14 protein-coding genes are annotated in these 15,226 nt (G+C 38.1%); 5 read left to right on the forward strand and 9 right to left on the reverse strand.

Annotated features, from left to right (window positions below; translation table 11 throughout):
• Positions 1–74 precede the first annotated feature (74 nt).
• Together R2R35_RS03585 and R2R35_RS03590 are read left to right on the forward strand one after the other, a co-directional pair.
• The gene (locus R2R35_RS03585; protein ID WP_317733127.1) at positions 75–440 is read left to right on the forward strand and encodes a BlaI/MecI/CopY family transcriptional regulator; all 366 of its coding nucleotides are present in this window, start codon (positions 75–77) and stop codon (positions 438–440) included.
• Positions 441–460: 20 nt separating this feature from the next.
• On the forward strand, positions 461–2,737 hold the full coding sequence (locus tag R2R35_RS03590; protein ID WP_317733128.1) for a M56 family metallopeptidase: 2,277 nt from the start codon (positions 461–463) through the stop codon (positions 2,735–2,737).
• Between the two features lie 239 nt (positions 2,738–2,976).
• On the opposite strand, the gene udk is transcribed toward R2R35_RS03590, so the two are convergent.
• The 8 genes from udk to R2R35_RS03630 all read right to left on the reverse strand — a co-directional run bounded on the left by udk (position 2,977) and on the right by R2R35_RS03630 (position 11,665).
• Complete coding sequence (udk, locus tag R2R35_RS03595; RefSeq protein ID WP_317733129.1) at positions 2,977–3,597, reverse strand: uridine kinase; 621 nt, start codon at positions 3,595–3,597, stop codon at positions 2,977–2,979.
• A 282-nt stretch (positions 3,598–3,879) separates the two neighbouring features.
• Positions 3,880–5,730 carry a heavy metal translocating P-type ATPase gene (locus tag R2R35_RS03600; RefSeq protein ID WP_317733130.1) on the reverse strand — a complete coding sequence of 617 codons (1,851 nt, stop codon included), beginning with the start codon at positions 5,728–5,730 and terminating at the stop codon, positions 3,880–3,882.
• Between the two features lie 168 nt (positions 5,731–5,898).
• Positions 5,899–6,543 carry a hypothetical protein gene (locus R2R35_RS03605; RefSeq protein ID WP_331670213.1) on the reverse strand — a complete coding sequence of 215 codons (645 nt, stop codon included), beginning with the start codon at positions 6,541–6,543 and terminating at the stop codon, positions 5,899–5,901.
• A gap of 489 nt (positions 6,544–7,032) precedes the next feature.
• Complete coding sequence (locus R2R35_RS03610) at positions 7,033–7,308, reverse strand: metal-sensing transcriptional repressor (RefSeq protein ID WP_317733131.1); 276 nt, start codon at positions 7,306–7,308, stop codon at positions 7,033–7,035.
• A gap of 136 nt (positions 7,309–7,444) precedes the next feature.
• A complete protein-coding gene (locus R2R35_RS03615) occupies positions 7,445–8,638 on the reverse strand; it encodes an MFS transporter (protein WP_317733132.1) in 1,194 nt (397 codons plus the stop codon).
• Positions 8,639–9,095: 457 nt separating this feature from the next.
• Positions 9,096–10,016 carry a GNAT family N-acetyltransferase gene (locus R2R35_RS03620; RefSeq protein ID WP_317733133.1) on the reverse strand — a complete coding sequence of 307 codons (921 nt, stop codon included), beginning with the start codon at positions 10,014–10,016 and terminating at the stop codon, positions 9,096–9,098.
• A 13-nt stretch (positions 10,017–10,029) separates the two neighbouring features.
• A complete protein-coding gene (locus R2R35_RS03625) occupies positions 10,030–10,500 on the reverse strand; it encodes a helix-turn-helix domain-containing protein (protein ID WP_317733134.1) in 471 nt (156 codons plus the stop codon).
• Positions 10,501–10,999: 499 nt separating this feature from the next.
• The gene (locus tag R2R35_RS03630; RefSeq protein ID WP_317733135.1) at positions 11,000–11,665 is read right to left on the reverse strand and encodes an NAD(P)H-dependent oxidoreductase; all 666 of its coding nucleotides are present in this window, start codon (positions 11,663–11,665) and stop codon (positions 11,000–11,002) included.
• 346 nt (positions 11,666–12,011) lie between these two features.
• Here R2R35_RS03630 and R2R35_RS03635 point away from each other — a divergent pair, with 346 nt between their 5' ends.
• A complete protein-coding gene (locus tag R2R35_RS03635) occupies positions 12,012–12,371 on the forward strand; it encodes a winged helix-turn-helix transcriptional regulator (RefSeq protein WP_317733136.1) in 360 nt (119 codons plus the stop codon).
• Between the two features lie 4 nt (positions 12,372–12,375).
• On the opposite strand, the gene R2R35_RS03640 is transcribed toward R2R35_RS03635, so the two are convergent.
• Positions 12,376–12,720 carry a cupin domain-containing protein gene (locus tag R2R35_RS03640; protein ID WP_317733137.1) on the reverse strand — a complete coding sequence of 115 codons (345 nt, stop codon included), beginning with the start codon at positions 12,718–12,720 and terminating at the stop codon, positions 12,376–12,378.
• A 547-nt stretch (positions 12,721–13,267) separates the two neighbouring features.
• On the opposite strand from R2R35_RS03640, the gene R2R35_RS03645 reads away from it, so the two are divergent.
• Both R2R35_RS03645 and R2R35_RS03650 read left to right on the forward strand, forming a co-directional pair.
• A complete protein-coding gene (locus tag R2R35_RS03645; protein ID WP_317733138.1) occupies positions 13,268–13,924 on the forward strand; it encodes a Crp/Fnr family transcriptional regulator in 657 nt (218 codons plus the stop codon).
• Positions 13,925–14,035: 111 nt separating this feature from the next.
• Positions 14,036–15,142 (forward strand): SLC13 family permease, encoded by a 1,107-nt coding sequence (locus R2R35_RS03650; RefSeq protein ID WP_317733139.1) that lies wholly within the window; start codon positions 14,036–14,038, stop codon positions 15,140–15,142.
• The last annotated feature ends 84 nt before the right edge of the window (positions 15,143–15,226 follow it).

A 15,226-nucleotide genomic window follows, 5' to 3' on the forward strand; every position in this document is an offset into this window, starting at 1 on the left:
GTCTATTGTGATAGACTACATATATAATCAGTCTATCGCAATAGACAAATCATTCATAAAGTGAGGAGAATAAATTGGAAAAAGACTTGAAGCTATATGATGCTGAATACCGTTTCGCCTGTATTGTCTGGGATCATGAACCCATTCAATCGGGGGAACTGGCTAAGCTAACAGAAAAGCTATTAGGCTGGAAACGTACAACTACCTATACTGTATTAAAAAAATTATGTAACCGCAATATCCTTAAAAACGAAAGCTCCATTGTGTCATCCCTGGTTAAACGGGAAGAAGTTGAGCAATATGAAAGCCGTGAAGTAATGGAAAAAAACTTTGGCGGCTCCTTACCCCGCTTTATCTCAGCTTTTCTTGGGACTGGAAGTCTCTCAGAGAAAGAGGCGAACGAAATCAAGGAACTCATAGACCGTTATAAGATGAAATAACCAGAGGAGGTAAGAACTGAATGTCAATTTTTAATGAATCTCTGTTTCACATTATCCTTAATATGTCCATTACTTCTTCTGTTGTAATCTTTTCGGTCCTCTTAATCCGTGTTTTCTTCAAAAAGCTGCCGAAGGTGTTCTCTTATGCTCTATGGTTTATCGTTTTGTTCCGGCTTTTATGTCCGGTAACCCTCGAAAGCTCCGTTAGTATCTTCAGCCTTTTCGTAAAAGAGAACAATACCGCTTCCATCATGGAACCCGTTCCTTACAATATTGGTTATCAGAAAACCCCAGAGGTTAATCTTTATATTCCACCTGTTACTGCTTCCGTGAACAAAAGCCTGCCAGCGGCTACACCATATGCAAGTATAAATCCCATGCAGTTTTTGATGTTTCTTACGGAGCTTCTCTGGTGTATTGTAATTGCTTTCATGCTGCTAACAGGAAGCTGGTCTGCACTGCGTTTAAAATTAACCTTGCGCACTGCCTGCCGTTTAAAGGATAATATCTACACTACCAACGCTTTATCTTCGCCTTTCGTATTTGGCATCATTTCACCTAAGATCTACTTACCAGCTAACCTTTCTGAAACGGAAAAGGAATATATTATCCTTCATGAACAAACCCATATTAAGAGGTTCGATCATGTTATTAAACTGCTATGGCATATTGCCCTGTGCATCCATTGGTTTAATCCATTGGTCTGGATATCCTTTCGGTTTATGGAACGGGATATGGAAATGAGCTGCGATGAAGCAGTGATAAAAATAATGGGTGAGGAAATCAAAGCAGCTTACTCAACCTCTCTTTTTCAGATGAGTAACAGAAAAAAATCCATTAAGACTTATCTTACTCCTTTAGCTTTTGGTGAGACCGGTTTGAAAACAAGAGTAAAGAATATATTATCTTATAAGCGTCCTGTACTTTGGATTACTTCTGTTTCCGTTACAATCATATTACTGATTGCTGTTACTTTGCTAACGAATCCAAAAAATGATACCAAAACAAAGCTCACTAAGAAAACCACCGAGCAATCAGAATATAATCAGAATGCCACTGAGGTTACTGCTACAACTGCTGAACCTTTATCTGATAGCAGTTCTGATATTATAGATAATAATCGAAGTCAGGCTGCTGAGAACAAGCTGGCTTCAAATAATATGGATAACACAGGCAAAACCACCTATCAAATAACAGCTGTCAACAGTTCAGAAGGTGCTCCACCAGCAGATATTACAATATTAAATTCTGATGATACCATAGATTATATAAACCGTTTAATCTTACAGCTATATGCTAGTTCCTATTACAGTCAAGGTACCGACCTAGAACTCCCGGAGCATTATTATCGTATAACTGCAACCTTAGAGGATTCTTCTACGGATTATTACTTTTTTGCAAAGGAAGGCACTGCTTATATTCAAATTGGAAAATCAGGCAGACAGATTCCACTCCCCCTAAAGGACTACATGATTCTTTCTTATCTGCTGCAGCCAAATTTAGAAGCCGCACAAGTGGTAGAGGATAATCTGGAAACTATGCTTGCTGCACCTCTTCCCTACAGTAACACTGCCTTAGTGGTACAAAAGCTTATCGATAAATATTCCTTGGAATATGATAATATATTAAAATGTGGCGATGTAGCTCTCTCCTATATGCTGATCTGCTTCCAAAAAGGTGAAGGCGATAGCTTAAAAGGTGAGCTAATGATGCTGTTATGCAACGAAATACTCGGAGACAGATCAAATTCCGCTGCTGCCAGTCTTACACCAACGGAATGGTTCCGTACACTTACGATTATGCCTGCATCCACACTTCCAAATTATACCTACGAGGGAGAAGATCCCATTCTAAAGCTTGTATATGAATCAGAAACAGAAATACGCAAAAACAAGGAGTTAGGGTTTCTTATCCTTGCTCCATATATTTGGGATTATTATTCCGAAGGTACCAGAATAAAGGTTTTTGCAACCATATACTATTCCTATTATAATCTTTATGGTTTAAATCTATCTGTCAACGGCAGTAGTATCATTCCGGTTGCAATCACTTACCGTAAGAACACTGATGGCAATTATTATCAGGAAAATTATAAGGAAGCTGCAGATGGAAGTTACTTTAACACATCCATCAGAGATTTCTGCACAACCCCCGAATCCAATAAGGAGATACCAGGGTTAGCCGATAAGATTATTAACAACTATAGCGATAATAGTGAATTACAAAAGATTATGGAAGCTAATTTAAAAGAGCATCTTAAGAAATATGGATTAGAAGATGTAACCATACAGCAATAAGAAGGTAAGAAAGGATTAGGAGCCGCTAAACTTCATTCCTTCACCTTGCCTCAGCGAAAATAGCAAGCATTGATTAAACAAGATTTATGCAAGAACGTACCATTATTTACGCAAAGAAATCAGAAATAATAAGCTTTATTTTTTTATGATTTATACTAACCCATCGGATTTATAAGCTCACCCCTTTGTCGTCAGAGGACACAGCTTATAAATCTGATAATATATTTACGGGATTTTAATTAATCCTCCATTGCTATTGCTTCTATACGATGCACCAGCATATCAATTGCTATGTCATTAAGGCCGCCTCTGGGGATGATAATATCCGCATACTTCTTATAAGGTTCTACGAAAAGTTCATGCATGGGCTTCACTGTTTCTGTATACTGTGTTATTACGGAATTAAGGTCTCTTCCTCTCTCATTTACATCCCGCTTGATTCTACGGATCAATCTTTCATCCGCATCGGTATCCACAAATACTTTTATGTCCATCAATTCTCTTAATTTCTCATTTTCAAATATCATGAAACCATCCAGTATAATAACTTTTGCCGGATTAACTCTCTCGGTTTCCTTTAAACGGGTATTCTCAATATAGGAGTAAACCGGTCTGTCAATCCCCTCACCTCTTTTAAGTTTCTTAATATCCTCTATTAAAAGATCTGTGTCAAAAGCATCCGGATGATCATAGTTAATCTTAGTTCTTTCCACCGGTGACAGCTCAGAAAATGGTTTATAATAATAATCGTGGCTGAGAAGTACCACTCTATTGTCGCAGATATTCTGCAAACGGTTAACCACGGTGGTCTTTCCGGAAGCTGAACCTCCTGCAACACCGATAACAACAATGTTTTTCATTTGTTCCTCCAACTAATACATCACACAAACGTGAATAATTCCTTTTATCAGAATATAGTACTACAACCTCCTATATAAAATCAACCTTCTACGGAGAATTTCAATTATTTTCTGATAGCATTATTTACCTGTTTCTGAAAAAAGGTCAGCAGCCTCCCTATACTCATTGAAGTATAGGAACCTATCCCCAAATGAAGCCCTTAACTGCTTGTCAAATACAGGTTGTTTGTTTAAACTGAACATTGTATCAGCTTGTCAGATACAGCTAGTCGTTTGTTTGTATCAGCTCCTCCATTTGAGTAGCAGCGAGGAGCTGGTAATTACTGCAACAGAACCGACATTATGTACTAAGGCACCTAACACGGGATTCAATATTCCTGTAATTGCAAGGGCAATTGCCAGGAAATTAAGTGCCATGGATGCAACCAGGTTAACTTTGATTGTTTTCATCATCTGCTTTGAAAGTTTTAGAAGATGGGGCAACTCCTTTATATCATCACTGATAAATGCCATATCTGCTGCTTCAATCGCAACATCGCTTCCAATCCCTCCCATAGCAATTCCTACATGGGCGGTCTTTAACGCCGGGGCATCATTGATTCCATCACCGATCATACAGACAGGCTCTCCATTCTTTTCATACTCCTTTATAACGGATAATTTATCTTCCGGAAGACAATTGGTATGTATTTTTAAAATCCCCGCCCTGGTTCCCATATGAACTCCTGCGTTTTTTTCATCTCCGGTTAATAGTAAGGTTGTTATCCCTGTTTTATGTATCTCACCAACAATATCTGCTATCTGTGGTCTCAGGGTATCGGATAGAACTATTAGTCCGACCGCTTTCCCTTCTATGGCCAGGTATATAACGGTTCCGCCATTCTCTCTTGCAGCTTCGCTTTCTTTCTTTAAACTCTCCGGCATTACAATGGCATATTCCTTTAACAGGTTCTCATTACCAGCGTAAACACGTTTCCCTTGCCATACAGCCGTGACTCCCATTCCGGTATTCATTCGAAAGCCTTCTGCTTCCGGGGGAGCAGTTTCTGAAAGATGATTGTAATGTTTAACAATCGCTTTGCCTAAGGGGTGTTCTGAACGCTGCTCCAACGCGGCTGCCATTTCCAATAACTCTTTAGCCGATATATCCTCAATTGGCACAACTGCACTTACTGCGGGTTTACCATAGGTTATGGTACCGGTCTTGTCAAAAGCTACGCATTTAACCTTTGAGAGTCGTTCCAGTGCATCCCCTTCTCTGACTAAAATTCCGTATTTTGAAGCATTTCCGATGGCTGCCATAATTGCCGTGGGGGTAGCAAGTACCAGGGCACAGGGGCAGAATACAACCAGTACAGTTACAGACCGAATAATCTCCCCAGTTACAAACCAGGTTATAGCTGCTGATAATAAAGCAATTACAACAATCCAGGTCGCGAAACGGTCAGCCACTCCTACAATTTTAGCCTTCCCGGCATCTGCAGATTCCACTAGCCGCACCAGCCGCTGAAAAGAGCTGTCTTCGCCAACCTTCTCGGCCTTCATGTCGAAGGAACCAAACTGATTGACAGTACCAGAGGATACCTTGTCCCCTTCTTTCTTATCTACGGGCAGGGATTCTCCAGTCATTACAGACTGGTCGATGGAGGTCTGTCCTTTCAGGATAATACCATCGACTGCTATGGTTTCCCCTGGCAGAACCCTTAATATATCACCGGCTAATACCTCAGCTGCAGGTACAACGGATTCTTTTCCATCCTTTAGGCGTCTCGCAGTTGAAGGTGTCATCTTAATTAATCCTTCTATTCCGGCTCTTGCTTTTGCAACTGTACGTTCTTCCAGATAAGCACCAATGGTCATAATAAATGCTACTTCACCTGCTGCAAAGGTTTCCCCTATTATAACAGATGCAACCAATGCAATTGATACCAGTACATCGGCTTTGATATCAAATTCTGTTACGAAACCGGTTACCGCTTCTTTTACAATAGGTATGCCGCATAACAGAACTGCAATCCAGGCAGCATCAAAGGCAAAACCACCAATATTAAAAAAGCTGATAATCAGGGCTGGCAGGGATATCATTAGAAATAAGACAGTTCGTTTCTCCCCATCTTTTAGAATGTTTATCACGGAATTGCTCCTTTCTTTTATATACCCTTAGGGGGTATAAGTATATAAGCATTATACCTATAGGGGTATACCCTGTCAATCATTAATTATGAGCCTTGAAATGTTTATTGCCGGGTTGTGAAATAATACCAACCCGGCAATGATATAGTTGCGTGTTATTTATGCTTTTTAAATTGAGTCCTTAAGGCAGGCATATTGAAAAGGCGGTTGCGTTTGCAGATAAAAACCGTTTCTTACCTGTCCAACCCAGTTCTGGAATATTGATTTCCAATCATTCTGGGAGAAGAAACTTGCTATAGGATCTGATGCAGTTGAATCCCATTCAAGAATTAAAAATGGTCCGATACCAAATGACCAGATTCCATTTTGCTCTACTCCTGTTTCACGAATGAGCAACAGGGGTAATCCATATTGATAAGCCATTGCGGGTTCTATCTGCGCAAAGGGACTGCCCTCCCAGGTAGACCCTACAAGGGGTTGATTTAAGTTATTTATTACAAAATCCACATTACGTTGTCTTAAATTCAAGGCTACCATTCCATAACTGGATAATATCATACGCCTGATATTAGTAAGCGGTGTCTCCGGATACTGCTCTGTTATAGGCAGTGTTCTTGGGAATAACAAAGCTTCTTTGATTTGCAGGATAATATTATCTACAAACAGCTGCTGTACAGAATTCAGTCTGCTGGGATGGCTTAAAAACACAGGAATACGGTATAAAAGGCTGGATGCTTCTATCATTAACGCTGTTGGTTCGGTGTACTCACTATAATCAACTTCTTTTATTTTTTTAGAGCTGTCAACACTCACAGCATTCACCTCCTTTCATATTAATTTATGAAAAGAGGTGAATGTATGTTACATATTTCGACATTTATAAGGAGACAAGAGTGTTAAAGATTAGACTTACACAAAGGGACGGCAGCTTGCAGAAGCCAGAAAGAACTCATGCTTCGATTCCAAGGCATAAGAAGTACTAATTCTCTGAATATTTATGTGCTTGGCATATTATACAACAGACAACTCGCTTCGCTCAAACAGTCTGTTGTATAATATAGCACAAAATTTTCAGAGAAAAGTACTTCTAATGCCTTTTCATAGGCGCATTCGTTCTTTCTGGCTTCTGCAAGCTGCCTGTTTTCATATGAAATTTTGGTGTTGATAGTTAAATCAATTTTCGACTGTTAAAAGTTGCTACTAATAGATAGTTGTATTGTATTGGAAAAGCTATTACCATATAATGAAATTGCCGTATTTGCAGTAGAAGCAGATGCTTCCCTTGCAGATACGGCAATACTATTAAGACATTCTGGAGAAATGCTCCACTGCCTTTGAGAAATTGGCTATGGTCTTATCCGCATCTCCATGTTCTATCCCTTCTTTCACACAGTGATTTAAATGACCCTCTAATACAATCTGCCCTACCTTGTGCAGCGCACTTTTGGCAGCATTGATCTGAATCAGGACATCTTCACAGGGAATATCTTCCTCTACCATTTTATCAATTGCTTTTATCTGACCCATTATCTTATTTAAACGTCGATGCAGATTATCTGAATCCATGCATTGTTTCATAACAACCTCATTTCTGAATATCAAATCTATTATAAATTGACATTCCTTGTCTTCTCTGATACCTATAGGGGGTATCTAAAAGTATAGCATGGAACCTTTTTCCCGTCAAGAAAACACGATGCTGCTCGCTTTCACTTTAAGCACTCTTCTTCTGCTTCTGCATTACCATCAAGATACTATTCAGCACACCAAACCCCAATGCAATTGCGCCTAATACCTGATATCCCTTAAAAATGCTGCGATCTGCATACATACTAAACAACAACCCCACAAATATAGCAACGATTCTTAACATTAGTGAAAAAACTGACTCCATCGTAGCCCTAACACTGCTCTTGGTATGATGCTGAATACATCCGCTTAACAGCGGTTCAACAAAACCATGCCAAATCCCTAAAAAGATGAAAGGAAGCAAAACCAGATAATTTCTCAAATAGCCGATCAGAAGAAAGCCTCCTCCATATAAGAAAGGTATCAGACCAAAAAATAAAGTATAATTTATCTTTCCTTTTATACGCTGCACCATAAGATTACCGGGTATTGTAAAAATACTGTATAGAACCATTATCGCTCCAAAATAAAGAACCGGCACATCTACTTCCTGCATTAGCAGCTGCCAGAACTCATCCACATAATTCCAGCAGGCCCCAAGGACCAAGCCATTCATGCAATAAAGAGACAGCAAACGGTTTTTCTTGAAAAAAGCTCTTACTTCCTTATAGTAATCCCTGAGAGTTCGTCCTTCCTTTCTCTCTTTACTTACTCCTGTTGGTACTTCTGTCAAAAATAACAGCAGAATAAAAGCTGCAAACTTACTGCCAATTGATATCTGATAATTCAGTTCCATGCCTGCATTATATGCTGTAAAAGCCCCAAGAAAAGCAGCTATAACAGAGCCCGCCGTATCTATTGCTCTGAATCTGCCATAAACAGCCTCATAATTATCCTTCGCACCCTCTGCTGCAAGAGAATCATACATGATAGCCTGAAGACTCCCGCTCTCCATAGCTGTACTGATTCCCCCTAAAAATACTGCAGCGGCAAACCACCAATAATCCTGGGCATTATATATTAATATCATTTCTATTACTGACAGAAACCCTGCCGTAGCAAGCAGCTTCTTTCTGCCAAACTTATCCGCAAGCAGTCCTGAGGGTAACTCAAATACTGCTACAGATATTCCATAAATAATCTCTGTAGCAACTACCATAGTGATGGACATTCCTCGTTCCGCCCAGAAAAGCCTTTCAATCATATAAGCCAGTATAAACCCATCAAAAAAGGTAAAGGCATAGAGTAATACTATATTCTTTTTATATTTTCTATTCATTTTTTCCTCCTTTGAAATCCTTCTGATTTAGAAGAATGCTGTAGGAGGCGGTCGTATATCAGGTAAGCCTCTGGCTTATCTGGGAGGTCTTAATATTATCATCTTTTTTCTTTTCCTTTCAATCGGTTCGAAACAATTGGTAATACTGTTTTGTATAAATTTCTTAATATCAGCTGCCGTATCAAAGGAAATCTATACATGGAAGTGAAATACGGCAGTACTATTATTATTGATTATACAATAACCCCCTGAAAAATTCCATGAATTTTACAGAGGGCAAAGATAATAAACTTTTGGAAGATAATAACTTTTTGAAAGATAATATACCTTTTAAAAGATAATATACCGTTTAAAAGATAATATACTGTTTAAAAGATAATATACCGTTTAAAAGATAATATACTGTTTAAAAGATAATATACCGTTTAAAAGATAATATATCGTTGTTAAATGGGAGTTATATCGTCGCTAGTTTTCCGTATATTAGCCTGTCACAATATCTTTCCTCTACCAGATAGTGATCCTTAAGCCTGCCCTCCAGTAGAAAACCATTCTTTAACAGTATCTTACCGGAACCTACATTCTCAGCTGCGACATTGGCATACAGCCTATGAAATTTCAGAGTATTGAATACAAAATCACTGATTAAGGCAATGCTTCTGCTTCCATAACCTTTCCCCCATGCATCTTTTCGGAATACATATCCTATTTCGGCATTCGCTGCTTCCAGCTCCATATGAAAGAGCATTACAGTTCCAATGATCTCACCTGTTTCTCTTAAATAAACAGAAGCATACAATTGGATTAATTCTGTTTCTCTCTTTATCATTGTTTCCACATGTTGATATGTCTCATCCTGACTTTTCATTAACCTCCAGCCAATATATCGTGAAACCTCTGGATCAGAAGCATATTCATGGATAGCTGCTGCATCAGCTGTATTAAGAGCCTTAAAGCCTATTGTATCGTCTCCTAATCCATGAAATTTTCCCGCATTTAATCTGACCGGATTAAAAGCTTGCGTAAATTTATCAATAGCCTCCTCTATTGTGGATAAGAAGAAAATATCCTTACCATTATTGCATTCATAAATAAAATCCTTCAACGGTTTACTGGTATAGCCGGAGTAATCTCCTGTTATTGCCACCTTAATATTATAATTAATGAATTTCTGAAGTATTTCGCCTGCTAGCCGGGTACTTAAGACAAAAAAATCTTCTGTTATGGATTCCTTGGTTATAATCAGATAATTGCTGCCGGTTTCATACCACACAGTAGCAAGGAGATCCAATGCACTCTGGATATCTTTAATAACGATCTCCTTTTCCTGTACGAAAGCTATCAGTAAAGAATTTCTTCTAATTGTTGTTATCTCCATTATTCTGCTCCTTTTAAACAGTTTCGTTCAACATCTTTATAGTTTCCAGCATGTCTTGAATAAAGCTAATACTGCCCCAGAGAAATATCTTTACGCTTCTATCCTGTTCGTAGTATTTAACATTCAGCGTACAGCCTCTCAGCTTAAAGCCTCCTCCATTCATATTAGCCAGGAGGGTATTGGATAATCGCATGAACTGCTCTTTATCCTGTTGTATGATGTCAAGCACTGCTGACACCTTTATGTGATTCTCCGTTCCCTCAGAGGGTAATTCAAAAGAGATATTGTTAAGCGATTCTTTCGGTTCATCTTCCGTACTTTCACCTTGATGAACGAAAGACTGAAGCTCTGCTTCTGTTATTCGCCATTGTTTGCCTACCTTGGAAGCCTTTAGTCTGCCATCTGATATAAAACTCCTGATGGTTTTATGGCTCATTCCCAATTGATCTGCTACCTGATATATTGTATAAAAATTATCCTTCAAAAAAATGTTCCTTTCATTCCTGAAATTATGTCCTTATCATAGCAGATGATTTTCTTTTTGTCAATTTTATTTTGCTTTTTGTATCCGTTTATTACCCTTTGTTTCTTTTTGTATCTTTTTTATACTTTGTGGTTTATACCTTTATTTGTCTATACGCAGGAAATGCGCCAAAGCATGAATCAGATGGATAAGATGGATTAACAGGAGGACAGCCGGAAATCACTGAATCCTGATTTCCAGCAAATATCTTCTTGTTAATAGAAAAAATTTGAATTTTGAAGAGCATGGAACATCAGTGGGAAAACTTAACATAAGAGCTTCCAGGAATAATCGAAAGCTTGCGGGAGCACATGACAAGATCACTAGAACTAGAACATTGAGCATTCAGGTATATTTTTTCATGAATCAAATTTTTAGATAAATCAGAAGTGCAGAAACATATTGCCGAATATGAGAAAAAGCTGCAGGATACAGCAGCTTTTTCTCATCTCTGCTATTCTTACACCCATTGAACAACTTCACTTTGAGGACGTCTGGTCTTAACACCTGGCTCCTGCGCTCTGTAACCAAAACCTGCCATCAAAGATACACCGAAATGTTCTGAATCAAGAATATTCTCTTCTTCTAACAGCTTTTCTACTGCTTCTATGTTAAAACCTTCAATAGGACAGGAATCAATTCCTAAAAATGCTGCTGTTGTAAGCATATTGGCAAGAGCTATATATGTCTGTTTGGAAGCCCAGTCATAAGCAGTCCTTTCATTCTCCAGAAGCTTAAAATCATTTTTCTGAAAATTTCCAAAGAATTCTTTCTTCTGCAAAGCGATATTTTCTGGTAATCTCTGTACCTCAGTCATTATATTCCAGATATAATCTGCATCAGATACCACATCTTTTCCACGACGTGCCAGTAAAATAACAAAATGGCTGGCTCCCTTTAAACTGTTCTGAGCTCCCCAGGCAACAGGTAATAATTTGTTTCTTACTTCTTCCTTCTGTATTACAAGGAATTTCCAGGGCTCAAACCCAAAGGAACTGGGAGATAATCTTCCTGCTTCTAATATGGTATTAAAATCTTCTTCAGAAATAATCCTGTCTTTGTCAAACTTTTTACAGGCATAACGATTTTGGATTGCATCCAGAATCTGCTGGTTCTTATCATTCATTATAATTACCTCTTTCTTTTATGAATATTTTATGAGGACACTATAACACATTCAAATACCATATTGAAGTACGCACATTTTTGATATATAATATACAACAAGTAGCCTTAGTATACTTTTTATACTATTAACATAGAAAGAACAAGTACTGTCTAGCCTATATTTTACTTATTATAAATCAGATGCTTTATCCTGAGGTTCGGCATAGGAACACCTAGTGGATTCCAATACCAAATGATGACAATAAGTATCCGTGCAAATAGCTGATACTTAATCAAGTGAACCGTATGTTTGGCAGTATGTAAGCATTGAGATGTGTGCTTTCGTTCAGAAAAGAGGAGTAAATATGTTGCAGTTTCAAGCCGGGGAATGTTCTGACAGACCCTGCCCTGTAGAAACCACCTTAAATATTATAAGCGGTAAATGGAAAGGAATTATTCTTTTTCGTTTATTGGGGGGTAAAAAAAGATTCAATGAGCTTCAGAAGCTCATGACAAAGGTAACTCACCGCACTCTTACGCTACAACTACGTGAGTTAGAAAAAGACGGTATCGTAAAGAGAACGGTTTATGCAGAAGTTCCGCCAAGGGTGGAATATGAATTGACTGAGCTTGGTTTGTCCATGACCCCGATTATTAAATCCATATATGATTGGGGATTAAACTATCAGAATAATGTAATTCCTTCACCAAGCCCAGCGGACTGATATTTTATTGGTATGGGAAAATTACTGTAAGCAGCATCTTAAATTGTTCTTTGGCATATACGGCATGAGGTATATTGTTTGGCATAACAATGGTCTCTCCGGCAGACAGACTATATTCCTTTTCACCTATTGTAATGAGGGCTTCTCCGGTGAGGATACTGACCATCGCATCTCCAGTGGAAGCATGGGTGCTGATCTGCTCTCCTTTATCAAAAGAAAATAAGGTGACGCCTACAGATTTATTCTGCACCAGCGTACGGCTTACTACCTGTCCTGTCTGATAAGCAACCAATTCTTCCAAGTGCAGTATGTTTTCAAAATCAATGTTCTTTAAATATTGTGCTGACATCGTTATCTCTCCTTCCGCCGCTTTCTGCGGCATAAAACTGTTAAGTTTGCAGCTTCTCAAACTGCTCTATGCTTTTAAGCTTCATTGCGTTTTATTGTGGATTTATATAGTATGTTACTTGTATCTTAATTTAATGATAGACTGTTTTAATATTTGGTCGAACCATTCTCCAGGTAATGATAGTTTACCTGTTGCAAGGAAGCTGTGAGAAAATTTTGATTTACTTACATTTCGATCATATACTACTATTGGAACTACTGTCTGTTGCAATTACAACATAATGCACTCATTTATTAATCTAACTTTGCAAAATCCTTAATAAGAGGATTTATTGTTATCATAGTTTTATTTTTTATGAGAGATTTTCATGAGAGATTTTTTATGAATGATTTTTTATGAATGATTTTTTATGAATGATTTTTATGAATGATTTTTATGAATGATTTTTTATGATGATCTTTATAAAAGATTTTACCTCACTTGGATTAATTTTTATAATAAGCCAACAGACATAGAAATATTTTTTTTAGGAAAGGTTAATTATAGTATGGATAAAATTGAAATATTAAAGCAAAATTCCTTGTTCACGGGTATTGAGGAAAAAGAGTTTGATTCTATGCTTTCCTGTCTCGATGCCAGAGAGAAGGATTATCAAAAAGACGACTATATTCTAAGGGCAGGTAATCCTATTCATGAAATCGGTATCGTTTTAAAAGGCAGCGTTATAGTAATAAAGGAGGATTATTGGGGTAACCGAACTATAATAGGCAGAATGTCGGTATCGGATATGTTTGCGGAGTCCTTCTCTTTTGCAGCAATAACTAAACTACCTGTCAGCGTAGTAGCGGCCGAGAATGCCAGCATACTCTTTATTGACTGCCGCCAAATTCTTCAGACACATACTTCCCCCTGCAATTATAATTCTGTTTTAACCGGTAACATGGTACGGATTCTTGCAAATAAAAACGTAATGCTAATGCAGAAGATCGATCATATATCCAGCCGCTCCATTAGAGAAAAATTACTTTCCTATCTGTCTACACAGGCAATGAATTCAAAAAATCAAGCATTTATCATTCCATACAACAGACAGGAATTAGCAGATTATCTTTGCATTGACAGAAGTGCCATGTCCAGTGAACTGGGCCGGTTAAGAGATGAAGGAATACTGAAATTCCATAAAAATGAGTTTGAATTGTTGTAGCAATAAATATTTCTTGATAGAATCTAAAGCTGGGCTTATAATAATCTTCGGTAATCTATAACCAATATTATATTTTACTAATACTTTTCGCTGACTGGAGAATATTAACCTATGAAAAAGCTTAAAGGCTTCATAAAATCCGAAGCCGTTCTACTAATTTCCGCCCTTGCTGCCTTGATTACTATGTGCTTTGTCCCACCCTCTATAGATTACATATCATACATCGACTTTCGTACTCTTGCACTGCTTTTCTGCTTAATGACTGCTGTGGCAGGCTTAAAAAGCATTGGCTTTTTCGACAGGCTGGCAATGAGTATTATACCGCGTTTCAAAAATTCCAGAACACTTTGTCTGATATTGGTCTTGCTGTGCTTCTTCTCTTCTATGCTGATTACTAATGATGTGGCACTTATAACCTTTGTTCCTTTTACCATAATAATCTTTACCGCTTCTAATCTTACGGACAGGTTGGTTTATACTATTGTATTGGAGACCGCTGCAGCAAATCTTGGGAGTATGTTAACACCCCTTGGAAATCCGCAGAATCTTTATCTGTATTCTTATTTCCACATAAACCCCGGTGAATTCTTTCAAATTACTTTTCCCATCTGCCTGCTTGGTCTGATAATGCTGGTGCTGTTTTCTTTCATCAGCAGGAAACAACCTATAATGCCTGTGGAGAGAGAAGTCCCGGTTATAACACAGAAAAAGCGGCTCTTCATCTACCTACTACTATTTCTGCTCAGTCTTCTTACGGTCTTTCATGTGCTGGATTACAGGCTGACACTGGTGGTATTGCTCCTAATACTACTTTTTACAGATAGAAAACTTATTATGAAAGCCGATTATGGATTGCTGCTTACCTTTGTCTGTTTCTTTGTGTTTGTGGGTAACCTTGAGCATATCCCTTCCGTTCATGCCGTTCTGACTTCATTTATCAGGAAAAGAGAGCTCTTGTCAGGTATTCTTCTCAGCCAGGTTATCAGTAATGTTCCTGCTGCAGTTCTCTTATCAGGCTTTACGGACAAATACCAACAGCTCCTGCTTGGAACCAATATTGGCGGTCTTGGTACTTTAATTGCATCTTTGGCAAGCCTGATTTCCTTTAAGTTTTATGCTGCCCTTAAACCCTCCAGGCCTTTCTATTACCTGGCAGTCTTTACAGCAGTGAATGTTCTGCTGCTGATACCTTTACTGGTATTTGCATTCTTTCTATAATTTCTCCAAGCCACCTGGACTTCATAAGGCGTGATATAGTGAATATTAATTTTTAATTATCTACTTTCATAAACAATTTATTTT

Origin of the sequence: Anaerocolumna sp. AGMB13020 (assembly GCF_033100115.1) — a bacterium.
Lineage (GTDB): Bacteria > Bacillota > Clostridia > Lachnospirales > Lachnospiraceae > Anaerocolumna.

What these genes read in the sequence shown, in the direction of transcription:
- R2R35_RS03590 (WP_317733128.1), top strand. Translation starts at nt 461, where the DNA reads ATGTCAATTTTTAATGAATCTCTGTTTCACATTATCCTTAATATGTCC.
- udk (WP_317733129.1), bottom strand. Translation starts at nt 3,597, where the DNA reads ATGAAAAACATTGTTGTTATCGGTGTTGCAGGAGGTTCAGCTTCCGGA.
- R2R35_RS03610 (WP_317733131.1), bottom strand. Translation starts at nt 7,308, where the DNA reads ATGAAACAATGCATGGATTCAGATAATCTGCATCGACGTTTAAATAAG.
- R2R35_RS03615 (WP_317733132.1), bottom strand. Translation starts at nt 8,638, where the DNA reads ATGAATAGAAAATATAAAAAGAATATAGTATTACTCTATGCCTTTACC.
- R2R35_RS03620 (WP_317733133.1), bottom strand. Translation starts at nt 10,016, where the DNA reads ATGGAGATAACAACAATTAGAAGAAATTCTTTACTGATAGCTTTCGTA.
- R2R35_RS03630 (WP_317733135.1), bottom strand. Translation starts at nt 11,665, where the DNA reads ATGAATGATAAGAACCAGCAGATTCTGGATGCAATCCAAAATCGTTAT.
- R2R35_RS03635 (WP_317733136.1), top strand. Translation starts at nt 12,012, where the DNA reads ATGTTGCAGTTTCAAGCCGGGGAATGTTCTGACAGACCCTGCCCTGTA.
- R2R35_RS03640 (WP_317733137.1), bottom strand. Translation starts at nt 12,720, where the DNA reads ATGTCAGCACAATATTTAAAGAACATTGATTTTGAAAACATACTGCAC.
- R2R35_RS03645 (WP_317733138.1), top strand. Translation starts at nt 13,268, where the DNA reads ATGGATAAAATTGAAATATTAAAGCAAAATTCCTTGTTCACGGGTATT.
- R2R35_RS03650 (WP_317733139.1), top strand. Translation starts at nt 14,036, where the DNA reads ATGAAAAAGCTTAAAGGCTTCATAAAATCCGAAGCCGTTCTACTAATT.